At 68.1% G+C, this 13,766-nt stretch carries 11 protein-coding genes and 2 pseudogenes; 8 read left to right on the top strand and 5 right to left on the bottom strand.

Annotation, left to right across the window (positions count from 1 at the left end; translation table 11 throughout):
• Positions 1-554: 554 nt before the first annotated feature.
• Complete coding sequence (locus UCD39_RS04745; RefSeq protein WP_330494926.1) at positions 555-1,502, bottom strand: HD-GYP domain-containing protein; 948 nt, start codon at positions 1,500-1,502, stop codon at positions 555-557.
• 406 nt (positions 1,503-1,908) lie between these two features.
• Here UCD39_RS04745 and UCD39_RS04740 point away from each other — a divergent pair, with 406 nt between their 5' ends.
• The 8 genes and pseudogenes from UCD39_RS04740 to UCD39_RS04705 all read left to right on the top strand — a co-directional run bounded on the left by UCD39_RS04740 (position 1,909) and on the right by UCD39_RS04705 (position 10,573).
• Positions 1,909-2,661, top strand: a complete 753-nt coding sequence (locus UCD39_RS04740) for an MBL fold metallo-hydrolase (RefSeq protein ID WP_330494925.1) — start codon at positions 1,909-1,911, stop codon at positions 2,659-2,661.
• Between the two features lie 61 nt (positions 2,662-2,722).
• Positions 2,723-4,774 (top strand): tetratricopeptide repeat protein, encoded by a 2,052-nt coding sequence (locus UCD39_RS04735; RefSeq protein ID WP_330494924.1) that lies wholly within the window; start codon positions 2,723-2,725, stop codon positions 4,772-4,774.
• A gap of 346 nt (positions 4,775-5,120) precedes the next feature.
• Positions 5,121-5,726 (top strand): hypothetical protein, encoded by a 606-nt coding sequence (locus UCD39_RS04730; RefSeq protein ID WP_330494923.1) that lies wholly within the window; start codon positions 5,121-5,123, stop codon positions 5,724-5,726.
• Positions 5,727-5,825: 99 nt separating this feature from the next.
• Positions 5,826-6,617: pseudogene (locus UCD39_RS28440) on the top strand (tetratricopeptide repeat protein); the annotation flags it as partial.
• A 413-nt stretch (positions 6,618-7,030) separates the two neighbouring features.
• Positions 7,031-7,486 carry a hypothetical protein gene (locus UCD39_RS04720; RefSeq protein WP_330494921.1) on the top strand — a complete coding sequence of 152 codons (456 nt, stop codon included), beginning with the start codon at positions 7,031-7,033 and terminating at the stop codon, positions 7,484-7,486.
• On the top strand, positions 7,432-7,818 hold the full coding sequence (locus tag UCD39_RS04715) for a glycosyltransferase family 9 protein (RefSeq protein ID WP_330494920.1): 387 nt from the start codon (positions 7,432-7,434) through the stop codon (positions 7,816-7,818). The genes UCD39_RS04720 and UCD39_RS04715 overlap by 55 nt, the downstream gene beginning before the upstream one ends.
• Before the next feature lie 189 nt (positions 7,819-8,007).
• Positions 8,008-9,873, top strand: a complete 1,866-nt coding sequence (locus UCD39_RS04710; RefSeq protein WP_330494919.1) for a flagellin N-terminal helical domain-containing protein — start codon at positions 8,008-8,010, stop codon at positions 9,871-9,873.
• A gap of 247 nt (positions 9,874-10,120) precedes the next feature.
• The gene (locus tag UCD39_RS04705; protein WP_145734717.1) at positions 10,121-10,573 is read left to right on the top strand and encodes a flagellar biosynthesis repressor FlbT; all 453 of its coding nucleotides are present in this window, start codon (positions 10,121-10,123) and stop codon (positions 10,571-10,573) included.
• A gap of 184 nt (positions 10,574-10,757) precedes the next feature.
• On the opposite strand, the gene UCD39_RS04700 is transcribed toward UCD39_RS04705, so the two are convergent.
• The 4 genes and pseudogenes from UCD39_RS04700 to UCD39_RS04685 form a co-directional block, all read right to left on the bottom strand.
• Complete coding sequence (locus tag UCD39_RS04700) at positions 10,758-11,792, bottom strand: ketoacyl-ACP synthase III (RefSeq protein WP_330494918.1); 1,035 nt, start codon at positions 11,790-11,792, stop codon at positions 10,758-10,760.
• Between the two features lie 13 nt (positions 11,793-11,805).
• Positions 11,806-12,549, bottom strand: coding sequence for an SDR family NAD(P)-dependent oxidoreductase (locus UCD39_RS04695; protein WP_330494917.1), 744 nt, complete (start codon positions 12,547-12,549; stop codon positions 11,806-11,808).
• Positions 12,546-13,151: an AMP-binding enzyme gene (locus UCD39_RS04690; protein ID WP_330494916.1), complete on the bottom strand. Its 606-nt coding sequence runs from the start codon at positions 13,149-13,151 to the stop codon at positions 12,546-12,548. The genes UCD39_RS04695 and UCD39_RS04690 overlap by 4 nt, the downstream gene beginning before the upstream one ends.
• Positions 13,152-13,180: 29 nt before the next feature.
• A pseudogene (locus UCD39_RS04685) lies at positions 13,181-13,537 on the bottom strand (AMP-binding protein); the annotation flags it as partial.
• Positions 13,538-13,766 lie beyond the last annotated feature (229 nt).

Here is a 13,766-nt window from a genome sequence, read left to right as displayed (position 1 = left end):
TCGGGCCCAACACACCGATGCAATCCCGCAACCAATCCCAGCGTCCCGTCCAAATCTGCCCGGACAGGGGCGCTTCCCCTTGGCACTTCAGCCAACTCTTCCTCGGGGCGACAGGAATTAAGTGCGCTTTTGTCGTTATACGGACGACCCGCGGAAAGCTGTCGCTTGCAGGGACGATTAATATGCCGGTTTTGTCGTTTCCCGGCGGAACGGTGGCCGGCGCGGTTGGACGCCGATGGGACCGGCCGGGGCGTCATTGGGGCCAGCGGCCACTCCGCCACCAGGCGGGCCGCATGCGGACGATGATCCGGCGGGCCTGGAATTGCGCGGATTTCAGCCCGCACGGGGGCCTGTCCGTCGTCGAACTTCATCCATCTGCCACAGCGGGCGCGCCGGGCTGCGTGAAACCGCTTGCATCAGCCGTTTCAGACAATTGGTCGCAGGCGGCCCCGGTGCCGGCGAGCCGTGGACGCCAACGGGCAGATCAGCCATGCAGGAAAGCGGGGGCGGGGGCGGGAAAGCGGAGCGGAAGCCCCAGGGAATGAGACCACCCTTCAGCGGCGGGGCAACGGGATCACCTGGGCGGCTGACGCTTCGTCGCGATCCTGTGCCAAGGCCGCCCCCACCCTGGCCCCCTCGTCACGGTCGCGTTCCCGGATGGCGATGAAGTCCTGGATATGGTCCATGAACAACCGCACCAGGCTGGGATCGAAATGAACACCGGCCTCGGCCGCGATATAGGCGAGGGAGCGTGACAGGGGCCAAGGCGCCTTGTAGGGACGGGCCGACATCAGGGCGTCGAACACGTCCACCAGGGCCACGATGCGACCGGACAAGGGGATGGCCGTTTCCTTCAGCGCCCGGGGATATCCCTGGCCGTTCCAGCGCTCGTGATGGCACAGCGCCACCTCCGCCGCCAGGTCGAGCAGCGGCAGGCCGCTGCCCATCAAGATGCCGGCCCCGATGGTGGTGTGGGTCTTCATCACATCCCATTCCGCCGCCTCCAGCGGGCCGGGCTTCAACAGGATGGCGTCGGGGATGCCGATCTTGCCCACGTCGTGAAGGGGCGCCGCCAGCGCCAACTGAGCCGCGAAGTCCGCCTCGCACCCTGCTAGCAGCGCCAGGTGGCGGGCCATCTGGCCCACCCTGTCGGTATGCGCGGCCGTTTCATTGTCACGCAAGGCACTGGCCGCGCGCAGGCGATGGATCATTTGGGACTGGGCCTTGTCCAGCAAGGCAAGGGCGTCGGCGGGAAAGCCCTGCGGATGCTGGGTTTCCGGACGCTGGCTATCCAAACGCTGGCCATCCAAACGCTGGCTGTCCGGCATCCCCTCCCCGTCGCCCGTCGAACAGGGCGGGACGGCACGGCGGGCACGGATAACGGCACGACGGCGCACCAGGCCGCGCAGGGCTGCGGCGATGGCCAGCGTTATGGTCAAAAGCGCGGGCCAGGACCCGATAATCCGGATGGCGTCGCCGCCCAAGGCGACCCCGGCGCGCATTGTGCCAATATCCATAAACCCCACTCCCCCGTGCCCTTGGGTCGAAGTTTGGGCGGAAGTGCTTAAGGATTCGCTACCGGCGGCACAGTCATAGGCCAGATGGCCGACGACAAAAAGGGCTAACCCCAACGCCGTAATCGGCTGCTGGGTTAAATTTCACGGCGGGGACAACGGCGTTTTGAACGCCACGGGGGCCGGCCATGATTAGGGCAGGACGCAACCTCTTTTTCCGCCGCCCCGCGACATCATAGGACGGCACCCGCGGCAATATAGGTAAACAGTGCCCAGTCTCTCTTGCATTTCTCAATCTTCTCATCGCTTTAGCCATGCCCATGGCCCGCCCGCGCCGCCGGGTGCCCGGGTGCGCGCGTTGCCTGGACCTGGACCAGACGCCGGCCGTCGGGGTATGACGGACATCATCCACGCCACAGTCGAGGCCAGTCATGCCGGACCAGACCGTTCCCCCGCGTCGACCGCACCGGGGCCGTCAGCGCCAGGCATGCCGCCGCTGAAGGTCGCCATCCTGCCGGTGACGCCCTTCCAGCAGAACTGCTCCATTCTATGGTGCACCGCCACCAAGCGGGCCGCGGTGGTCGACCCCGGCGACGGCGTCACCCAGATCGAGGAATTCCTGGTGCGCCAGGGACTGACGCTGGAACGCATCCTGGTGACACATGGCCATGTCGACCATGCCGCCGCCGTCGCCGACCTGGCGGCCAAGACCGGCGTGCCGGTCGATGGACCGCAGCAAGAGGACAAGTTCTGGATCGACCGCCTGCCGGAGGACGGGGCCAAGTATGGCATGCTGCATGCCAAGCCTTTCACGCCCACCCGATGGCTGGGCGACGGAGACACCGTGGCCGTGGGCGACGTGGTCCTGGATGTGCTGCATTGTCCTGGCCATACCCCCGGACACGTCGTCTTCATCCATCAGCCGTCGCGCCTGGCCATCGTGGGCGACGTCATCTTCCAGGGTTCCATCGGCCGCACCGACTTTCCCCGGGGCGACCATGCGGCCCTGATCCGCTCAATCCGGGAGAAGCTGTTCCCCCTGGGCGACGACATCACCTTCCTGCCCGGGCATGGCGAGCCGTCGACCTTCGGACAGGAACGGCGCACCAATCCCTTCGTCTCCGACCGCGCCGTGGCCCGGGGCTGATCCGACACCATCGCCCCCTGGACGCCCGTTAAAGCCCCCAGTCCCTTAAAGAAAGCCGCCCATGGCCACCGTCGCCGAAGCCCTGAACGAGGCCTTGCGCCACCACCGCGAAGGTGCCCTGGGCCACGCCGAGGTGATCTACCGCCGCATCCTGGAGGTGGCCCCGGCGGAGGGGGACGCCCTGAACCTGCTGGCGCTGCTCTGCCTGCAGACGGACCGGGGGGACGAGGCGCTGGACTTGGCCAGCCAGGCCACACGGATCAATCCCGGCGCCCCCACCTTTCACGCCACCCAGGCCGATGCCGCCGCCACACTGGGACGCCCGGCGCTGGAGGCGGAATGCCTGGGCCGGGCCCTGGCCTTGGCGCCAGCGGCCGCCCAGGCCGCCGGCTGGCAACGGCGACGCGGCCGCGCCCTGGCCGCCACGGGGGACATGCCGGCGGCGCTGTCGGCCCTGCGGGCGGCGGTGGCCCTGGCGCCCCAGGATGTGGACACCCTGGACGACCTGGCGGTGATGCTGGTCAAGGCCGGCCTGCCGGACGAGGCGGAGGCGGCGTTCACCGAGGTCCTGCGCCGGCGGCCCGACCATGCCGGAGCGGCCCGCAACCTGGTGAGCGTGTGGCTGAACCAGACTGTCCGCCATCTCGACGGCGACCAGCCGGCGGCAGCCGCCGATCTGGCCCGCCGCGCGGTGGAACAGGCCCCCGGCCGGCGCGACGGCTGGGCCCGGCTGGGCGTGGCGCTGATGGCGATGAACCAGATGGAACCGGCCGCTGATGCCCTGCGCCGGGCCCTGTCCCTTTCCGGCCCGGTGGAGGAGACGGTCGAGATCCTGATCAACCTCGGCTTCCTGGAAACCCGCCTGGGCCGTTTCAGCGAAGCGGCGACGATGTTGGATCAGGCCGAGGCCCTGGAGCCCGGCCGGGCGGAGACCTTGAACCATCGGGGGGTGCTGCTTCATGCCCAGGGCCGGTTGGCCGACGCGGCGGAGACGTTGACCCGTGCCGCCGCCGCCGCCGCGGGTGACCACCGGCCGCTGACCAATCTGGCCACGGTGCTGAAGGACCAAGGCGACGATGCCGGCGCGGAAGCACGCTACGCCCAGGCGTTGACCTTGGCGCCGGATGACGCCGCGGTGCGCTGGCAGCGATCGCTGGCCCGCCTGATGGCAGGAGACTTCGTCACCGGCTGGCAGGACTACGAGTGGCGTCACCACACCGGCCACATGCCACCGCTGGAGCCCGCCCTGGCCGCCATCCCGGAGTGGCAGGGCCCCGCCGCGACGACGGGGCCCATCCGCCTTTTGCTGCATGCGGAACAGGGTCATGGCGACACGCTGCAATTCGTCCGATACGCGCCCCTGCTTCAAGCGGCGGCGCAACGCCTGGGTCTGGTCCAGGTCGGCCTGAACGTGCAGCCGGCGCTGGCGCGGCTGATGGCGATCAGCCTGCCCGGCGTGACGGTGCTGCCGCCCGGTGCGGCGATCCACGCCACCGACTGGGACGCCCGCGTCTCGCTCATGAGCCTGCCGTATCGCCTGGGCACCACGCTGGAGAGCATCCCCGCTTCCTGCCCCTATCTGGCGCCACCGCCGCCGGCCGCGTGGCGCGACCGGCTGGCGCAGGCGGTCCCCAGCGGCATGCGGGCCGTTGGCCTGGTTTGGTCCGGCGATCCCCGGCCGGACGATCCGGTGTCGGCCCTGATCGACCGGCGGCGCAGCCTGCCGCTGGCGGCTTTGGCCCCCCTCGCCGCCGTCCCCGATGTCCGCTTCGTCAGCTTACAGAAAGGCCAGGCGGCGACCCAGGCCGGTGGCGCCCCCTTCCCCCTGCTGGACTGGACGGCGGCATTGGGCGACTTCGCCGACACCGCCGCCCTGCTGTCCTGCCTGGACCTGGTGATCACGGTGGACACGGCAGTGGCCCACCTGGCGGGGGCGCTGGGGCGGCCCGTATGGGTGCTGTCCCGCATCGACGGCTGCTGGCGCTGGCTGCGCAACCGGACCGACAGCCCCTGGTATCCGACCCTGCGCCTATACCGCCAAAGGGTTTGGGGTGATTGGGGCCCCACGATCCAGCAAGTCGCCGAAGATTTGGCCCTTAGGTCAAGTCACTGAATTATATATAATTTTCCCATATATCCAGATCGAGGGCCAGGCGTCACCGCAATCACGGGCGCCCGCGTGCGGGGCATGGCCTTACACTAACGGTAGAGTTGCGGAAAAAATTTGTGCACCGGCGTCAATTTTGTTAAAGTTGTTGTTGAAAAATTTATTGTGGCGTGAATCCGCCACCCCCGGCCCCCTCGCCATCGGCCCTTTCCCAGGAATTCATTTCCGGTAAGGCCCTCGGCACCAAGGGTGGAACAAGGGGATTGAACCGATGTCTTCCTGGCCTGCCCATGTCCCCTTTATCGGGGGATGGTGAATATTTCCTTTGTCTCCTAACCAAGGACCCGAGTCCATGGCACTGGATGGCGTGTTGAGCACCGGCTCTGCTTATGTCCAGGTCCCCAACGGGGCCGTGGGAACCCTGGGTCATGCCGCCAACGACGCCACGGCTGAGCCGGGCGGGACCAAGGCGGGCACCGACACGGCGGCCGGAACCGCCTCGGGCGGGGAGACGGCCCCGCGCCTTTCGGCCCCCGCCTACATCAGCCCCGTCGTGTCTTATGACAGCCAGGCGGCCATCGCCATCACCCAGTTCCGCGACAGTGTCACGGGTGCCGTGGACTATCAAATTCCCTCCCGCCATGTGGTGGAACAGTACCGCCTGCGGGCCACGGGGGCGGCGCGGTACCAGGGCGGGAATCCGCTTGTGGCCGACGTCGCGGCGCCGTCCAACGACCAGTCGGGAACCGGGGCCACGGACACGACGGCCGCGTCAGCCGGTGCCAGCGCCGGTTCGTCAAGCGGCGGAACGGCGACGTCCAGAGGTTCCACGGGCGGAGGCTCCATAGGGGGCGGTTCCCTAGGGGGCGCTTCTACAGGCGGCTCCGGCAGTGCCCTGATCAGCGCCACCGTTGCCGCCGTCACCTTGGGCGCGGCCGCCGTGAATGTGATGGCCTGAGCGCATCCCTCCTCCGCAGGTTTCTTCATACCCCTCCTCCTGAGCCTTCTCGGGCCCTTTCCGCGCGATTTGTTTTGAAACGCCGGGGCCGGACCGGCCATGCTGCGCCCACAACCGCATGCGCAGCGCCGGGACGGCACGATCACCATGGCTACCGTTGAAGACACGCTGACGCTGGCGCTGAGCCATCATGATGCCGGCCGCCTGGCGGAAGCGGAGGCGCTGTACGGCAGGGTCGTGGCGATGGCGCCTGACCATGTGCAGGCGTTGTTCCTGTGGGGGGCGGCGGCCCACCTGCGTGGCGACCCTGGCGCGGCCCTGCCCCGCCTGGAACGGGCGCGTTACCTGGCGCCAACGGCGACGGTCATCACCGCCCTCCTCGCCGCCGTGCACCGGACCCTGGGCGGACGGGCCACCGCCGAAACCTTGTATCGCGAGGTGCTGGCGGCGGAGCCCAGGCATGGCGAGGCCGCGGCCGCCCTCGCGGAAATGCTGGAGGAGGAGGCCAAAGCCCTTCAGGCGCGCGGGGACATGGCCGCGGCACTGTCGCATGATGAGCAGGCCGTGACCGTATTGCGGACCGCCGGCCTGTCGCCCAAGCCGACGCTGTGGAACAGCCTGGGCGCCGGTTTGCTGGCGGCCGGGCGGCGGGAGGAGGCGATCTCCGCCTTCGAGTCCGCTGTCGCGGCCGACCCACGCTATGGCGAGGCCCTATCCAACCTGGGCGGTGCGCTGAAGGCGGCGAAGCGGCTCGACGAAGCGGCCGCCCGCTATCGCCAGGCGCTGGCGCTGTTCCCCAAGGTGCCGGAATTGCACACCAACCTGGGGACGGTCCTGGCGGAGTTGAACCAGCCGGTCGAGGCCCTGGCCGCCTATCAAGAGGCCGTAAGGCTGAACCCCGCGTTCGTGGGCGGATGGCTGAACGTCGGCATGGGCCGGCATGCCGTGGATGACCTGCACGGTGCGGCCGACGCCTATCACCGGGCGTTGGCCCTGGATCCCTCTTTCATCGCGCCTGGACCGCCCTGGGCGCCGTCCTCTATGAGTTGGGACGGTTCGAGGAAGCGGCGGCGGCGGCGGAAAGGGCGCTGGCGATCCATCCCAGCGGGGTCGAGGCAAACTGGAACCTGGCGCTGGTGTCGCTGCTGCTGGGACGCTTCGCCCAAGGCTGGCCGCTCTACGAATGGCGCCGCCACAGCCGCACCAACCCCCTGCGCACCTTCGACCGCCCTGCCTGGGACGGCACGCCCTTCCCTGGCCGCACGCTGCTGGTGCATGTCGAACAGGGCCTGGGTGATGTGCTGATGGTCGCGCGGTATCTGCCGGCGGTGGCGGCGATGGGGGGACGGGTGCTGCTGGAGACGCCGCCGGAGCTGGTCGGCCTGATGCAGGATCTGGTCGAGCCCGGCCGGTTGGAGCTGGCACCCACTGACCAGCCGCTGCCCCCCTTCGATCTGCAATGTCCGATCATGAGCCTGCCCGGTCTGTTCCAAGCGGGCATCACCCCTATTCCCAGCAAAGTACCCTACCTTCACGCCGACGACTCGCTGCGGGTGCGGTGGCGTGATCGGCTGGCACAGGCCACAGCAAGGTCCTTCCCCCTGCGGGGGGCCTTGAAGGTGGCGCTGGTATGGGCCGGCAATCCCAACTTCACCGGCGACCGCTGGCGTTCCCCCGCCTGCCGGCGTTCGCGCCGGTGCTTCAGGTGCCGGGCGCCCATTTCTTCAGTCTGCAGATGGGGGATGGGCGGCGCGACCTGACCACCACGCCCCTTCCCGACGCCTTCACCGACCTGGCCCCGGATATCCGGGATTTCGCCGATACCGCGGCCATCCTGATGGAGGTCGATCTGTTGATCAGTTCCTGCACGGCGCCGGTGCACCTGGCGGGCGCCCTGGGCCGTCCCGTCTGGGTGGTTCTGCCCCGGTCGCCCGACTGGCGCTGGGGCCTGGGGCGGACCGATAGTGACTGGTATCCCAGCGCGCGGCTGTATCGGCAGGAAACGCGCGATGATTGGGGCCCGGTCATGCGGCAGGTCGCCACCGATCTAGCGACCTGGGTTAATCCACCTTCCCAGCTTGATCCATGTTAATGTTCCTTCAACGATTGATACTGTATTAGACGCTGACGGCAGAGGCTGGCGCGACGATAGCCCCCAGGGGCGTGGACAGAATGTCTAAAATTTTATCAATCGTGCCTTGACTCCGTCGCAGAAACAGGTCATCACTTACCGTGCCCGAAAAATTCGGGCGACACACACCCTCTCCAAAGGAGATTTCTTATGTCTGACGCCGTTCAGCTTTCGTCCAGCATGCGGTCCAATCTGCTGCTGCTGCAGCAGACCACCACGTCCACGAGCAAGCTCGAAACCCAGCTGGCGACCGGTAAGAAGGTCAATTCCGCCCTCGACGGTCCCACCGCTTTCTTCGCCGCGCAGAGCCTGAGCCAGCGCGCGAACGATCTGTCCACCCTGAAGGATGGTATGACGCAGGCCGTCAACACCATTAAGGCGGGCAGCCAGGGCATCACCTCCATCCAGTCGCTGGTCACCCAGGCCCAGGGCCTGCTGACGACCGCGTACTCCAACCTCGGTACGGACGCCAGCTCCATCGCGACTCGCAAGTCGCTAGCCGACCAGTTCAACGGCATCAAGGACCAAATCGACAAGCTGGCTGGCGACAGCGGCTACTCGGGCAAGAACTTGGTCGCCGGTAATGGCCAGTCCTTCGCCGCCACCTCGACCTCGGTCGCCACGGCCAATTCCATCACGGCGATTTCCAACACCCGCGTCACCAACATCACCTCGGCCGACACCTATTCGGTGCGCGTCTCCGGCACCGGTGCGATTTCCGGCGATGCCGGCGACATCGCCAATGCCGAGACGGCCCGCGGCGTGTTCGGCCTGAAGGTTTCCGGCAAGCTGAGCAGCACCTCCGGCAACTTCTCCGACATTTCGATCCAGACGCGCGGCGCGGTCGGCCAGACCCGCAGCGTGGTGGTGACGGAAGGCTCCGAGTCGCGGACCATCAACTTCTTCGACAACACCCAGGCGGTCTCGAACACGCTGTCCACCGCCGGCGTGTCCGGCACGAAGCAGACGTCGACGATCACCATCACCGGCAATGTCGATAAGGGCGACACCTTCACCGCCACGGTCAACGGCACCTCCTTCACCTACACCGCGTCGGCTGGTGACGTGACGGCGGCTGACGCTGCCACACGTGAGAAGAACATCGCCGTTGGCTTGTACAACAAGATCAATGCGGCTACGGCCGCTGGCGGTTCGCTGTCCACCTTCACGGCCTCGAATCCCGGTGGCACCTCCAACAGCTTCACGCTGACGGCTCCCGGCAGCACGGGCACCGCCAATACCTTCACCCTGGGCACCTCGGCATCGAACGCCCTGACGAAGAACGTTTCCATCTCCTTCTCGTCGGGCACCGTGGTCTCCTTCACCATCGACCGCGCGTCGCTGGAAGCCCTGGGCACGAATGGTAACGGCACCTCCACCATCGAAAAGAATGTGGATGTCGCTGTGACCGCCACTGACCTGAACGGTGTCTCCGTGACCCGTTCCGGCGCCAACCAGCGGGGTGACTCCAAGCTGGCGGATGGTGAAAACGCCTTCTCGTTCAGCACGGGCACCGTCCGACTGAACGTGGCCGCGAGCAACGTCATCCTGGCGGCGAGTGCCGCTGGTGCGGCGAACGTCACCACCGCGCAGACCACGGCGGCGGGTACGTCGAACGACCTGAGCGTCCAGTTCAACGCGGACAACAGCAGCAGCATCACCGTTGCGGCGACCAACATCACCACCTCGGGCCAAGGCCTGGCCATCGACTACGCCCAGAACAATTTCCTGGACCGGTCGGATATCGACAAGGCCTCGGCGCAGCTGACCAACGCCACCAACGTCCTGCGCGCCGCCTCTCAGACGCTCAGCACCAACCTGAACATCGTCCAGACCCGCTCCGACTTCACGAGCGCGTTCAACAACGTGTTGCAGGATGGCTCTGACAACCTGACGCAGGTGGACCAGAACGAAGCCGGTGCCCAGTTGCTGGCCCTGCAGACCAAGCAGTCCCTGGGTGTCACCACCCTGTCCTTGGCCAACCAGGCTCAGCAGTCCATCCTCAAGCTGTTCTAATAGACCAGCGACGGTTTGGAAGTACGGAAGGTGGCGGACGGCGGCGTCCGCCACCTTCTTTTTTTGTCGCGGGGTTCCGGCGCCAGCGGTTTTTTGATGACCGGACGGGGTTGGCTGCCGTAATTCCTAAGGGCCCCGCCTGCAGGGGACGCCCCTATCCGTTTAAGGTTTGCCCGCCCGGCCATCAGGCCGGATTTCCAAGCCGGGCCCCGGGGTCTGTGACCGCGTTCTAAGGAAGGATTGCCCCGTGCCGCTAAAACTGGTGCTACGCCCGGGAGAAAAGCTGATCGTCAACGGCGCCGTCATCGGCATCGGCGATCACCCCGTCTCGCTGTTCTTCTATAACAAGGTGAATTTCCTGCGGGGCCGGGAAATCCTGAAGGAGGAGAACTGCGACACCATCGAAAAGCGGCTCTACTTCGTCATTCAGCTGATCTACATCTTCCCCGAAGACGCGGCGACCAACATGGTTCACTTCGCCGCGATTCTGGAAGAGGCGCGCGCCCAGCATCCGGACAAGGAGGCCTTGTTCGATGAGGTGCAGACCCTGGTGCGGGAGGGCAACAATTACCGTGCCCTGAAATTGTGCCGTAAGCTGTTCGACATCAAGGAAACCATGGACGCGCCCCCGGCGCCCAAACCGACGGTGGAGGTGGTGCGCCGCCGCCGCAAAGTGGCCGCCCCGTCCATCGACGAATAATACCAGCGTCACGAGATAGTGACTCGTGCCGCTGAAGGCCCCCGACGGGGGCCGCCGGAGCGAGCACCGCAGGGCGCAGCGAGGACAAGCCTAAGCGGACGGATGTCCGCCGCCCGGCGCTTGAGGGCGCATTTGAGAATGACGCGCGTATAAGGCCGGCCGCCCGGCCCAAGCGGGGCCGCCCTCAGGGGGGCAGCACCAGGGTTTCGCATACGGCCAGCGGCCCGAGGGTGGCCGCCGCCGTGGCCCAGGACCAGCCGACCCCGAACCCCGATAGCAGGACCCGGGCCGGCCCCGCCTTGAGCATGCCGGCCATCGCGTCGGTCAGGGCCAGGGGCACGGAGGCGGAACTGGTGTTGCCGTGGCGGGCCAGCGCCAGCACCAGCTTATCCTCTGTGGCGCCGATCTTTTGCCCCAGGCGGCGTATCATCATCTCATTGGCCTGGTGCAGGACGAAGCGGTCGACGTCCGCCGGCGACCAGCCCGCTGCGGCCAGCGTGGCGGCGATGGCGGCCGGCACTTCGCGCAGGGTGAAGGCGAAGACCTGCGTGCCGTCCATGAACAGCCGGGCGAGCTGGTCCGGCGCGCGCATGGCCCCACCCGCCGCCATGAGGTAGGGGGCACCGGCGCCGTCCGTCCCCAGATCAATGGTCATGGCGGCGGCGGCGGGGTCGATTTCCAGCGCCGTGGCGGCGGCGGCATCGCCGAACAGCGGGGCGACAGCCCGGTCATCCGGGTCCAGGAGACGGGTGGTGGTGTCCCCGACAAGCAGCAGGGCACGCGCCGGACGGCAATCCGCCCGTGGCAGCAGGGTGGCCAGGGCCGAGCCCGCGGCCCACAAGCCATACACATAGCCGGAGCAGCCCAGCGACAGGTCGAAGGCCGCGGCTGTCTTGGGCAGGCCCAGCCGCCGCTGCACCAGGCAGGCGGTGGCCGGCAGCACCTGGTCATGGGTCTGGCTGACGAAGACCAGCAGGTCGACACTGTCAGCCGGCCAGCCCAGCCCCCGCAGCAGCGCCTGCGCGGCGGGCACGGCGAGGTCGGAGGTGCACTGGTCCGGTGCCACTCGATGGCGGGCATGGATGCCGGTGGCCGTGGCCAGGCGCCGCGCCGCGTCTTCGCCGAAGCGGACGGCCAGGTCCGTGGTGTCTTCCACCCGGGCCGGCAGTGCCGAGACGATGCCCCGCACCGCCACGCCGTTCAACCGGGCCAAGGCCATTAATATCCTCCCCTCAGCAACTGATGCCGCCGTCGACCACCAGGGTCTGCCCGGTAATATAGGCGGCGGCCGGCCCCAGCAGGAAGCGCACGACCGGCACGACGTCATCGGCCGTGCCGAGGCGACCCAACGGCGTGCGCCGGATGATCTGGTCGCGCTGGCCAGCGCTGAGCGTCGACGACATTTCCGTCTCCAGATAGCCCGGCGCCACCGAGTTGACGGTGATGCCACGCCGCCCCACCTCACGCGCCAAGGCCCGGGTCATGCCGTCCATCCCCGCCTTGGTGGCGGCATAGGCGGCAAGGCCGGTATAGCCGCGCTGCCCGATGATGGAGGAGATGTTGACGATGCGTCCGCCCGCCGGGCTGGCGTCGGCGGGCCGGCGCAGCAGGTGGCGCAGGGCCGCGCGCGCCGCCTGGATGGCGCCGTTGAGATTGGTCTGGATCAGGGTGTCGATTTCCACCTGCGGCAGGGTGGCCAGGATGCCTTCGCGCGCGATGCCGGCGTTGTTGACCAGGCCGTAGAGGCCGCCGGCCCAGGCCGCCGCGGCGTCGACGAAGGCCGTCACCTGGGCCGCGTCCCCCACCTGCGCCACCTGGAAGAGGAAGCGGTCGCCGTGCTGGCCCGCCAGTTCCTCCACCTCCGCCGTGGTGATGCGGGCGCAGGTGGAGACGCGCCAGCCGTCCGCCAACAGGGCGCGCACCAAGGCCAGACCCAGCCCCCGGCTGCCGCCGGTGACGATGATGTGATCACTCATGCCTGCACCCGCTTTTTCTTGCCAGAAGGGGATAGTTCCAGATCCGTAACGAATTCCAGCCGTCGGGGCCGCGCGGCTGGCGACAGGCCGGCCAAGGCCGCCACCACCAGGGGCCGAAGGACGGTGGGGTCCTGACCTGGGGCCGCCACCAACTGCGCCGTCAGCAGATGCCCGGTGATGGGACTGGCCTGCACCCGGATGGCGGCGTCGGCGATGCCGGGCACCGCCTGGATCAGCGCCTCCACCGCGTCCGGCATGACCTTCACCCCGCCGACATTGACCACGCCGTCCTCACGCCCCCGGAAAAGCACCCGGTCGCCCACCACCTCGACCCGGTCGCCGGTGGCGTACCAGCCGTCGGCGTCCGTCAGCAGGCGCTCATCGGCCAGGGCGACGGCCAGCCGGGGCCCCCTGACATGCAGCACGCCGTCACGGATGGCAAGGTCGGTCCCTTCCACGCCCGTCTCCAGCCAGGCGGCGGGGAAGCCGGCGCGACCATCAGACACGGCGAACAAGGAGCCCGCCTCGGTGCTGGCATAGATATGACGCAGCGTGGCGTCGGGGAAGGACGCCGCCAAGCGGTCCAGCAGGGCCTGATCCACCGCCTCCCCCCCAGGGTCAGCGCCTTCAACGGTGGTGTCTTTCCCGTCAGCAGAAAGGCCCGCCAGAAACTGGGCGTGGCACTGATGTGGGTGACGGAGTGCCGCATCGCGCGCTCGGCCTGCGCCGGTACGTCATGGGCCGCGCCGTCGACCAGGGTACCGCCGCCCCGCAGCACGGTCAGCAGCACCTGCAGGCCGGCGTAGCCGCCTGGATCGAAGGTGGCCAACCACGTGCAGCCCTGCCCGCGCCCCGGCTGGATACGCGCCGTCAGGCGCCCGAAATCATGGCGCAGGCGCTTGGGGGCGCCCGTGGTGCCGGATGTTTCCAGCACCAGGGAAAAGCCCGACGTCACCGCCCCCGCGCCATTGTTGAGGCGCGTCACCATACCGTCCGCGTGAACCAAGGCGTCCACCCCCGGCGGCACATCGGCACCGCGCAGCAGGAACAGCGGGACGTTCGACAAGCACGCGGCAATCAGGGCCGTGGCCACGGCCAGCGGTGTGGCCGCCACCGCCGCCACCGGCCCCACGGCGCCCCAGCGCGCCCATAAGTCCCGGGCACGGCCAATCAGGTCCGCCTGGCCATACACCTGCCCATCCTGGACCAGCCGACAA

It is taken from the genome of Nitrospirillum karajorum (assembly GCF_036348415.1).
Taxonomy (GTDB): domain Bacteria; phylum Pseudomonadota; class Alphaproteobacteria; order Azospirillales; family Azospirillaceae; genus Nitrospirillum; species Nitrospirillum amazonense_B.
The sequence above is the reverse complement of the archived record's forward strand: the minus strand, read 5'-3'. Positions and strand labels throughout refer to the sequence as shown.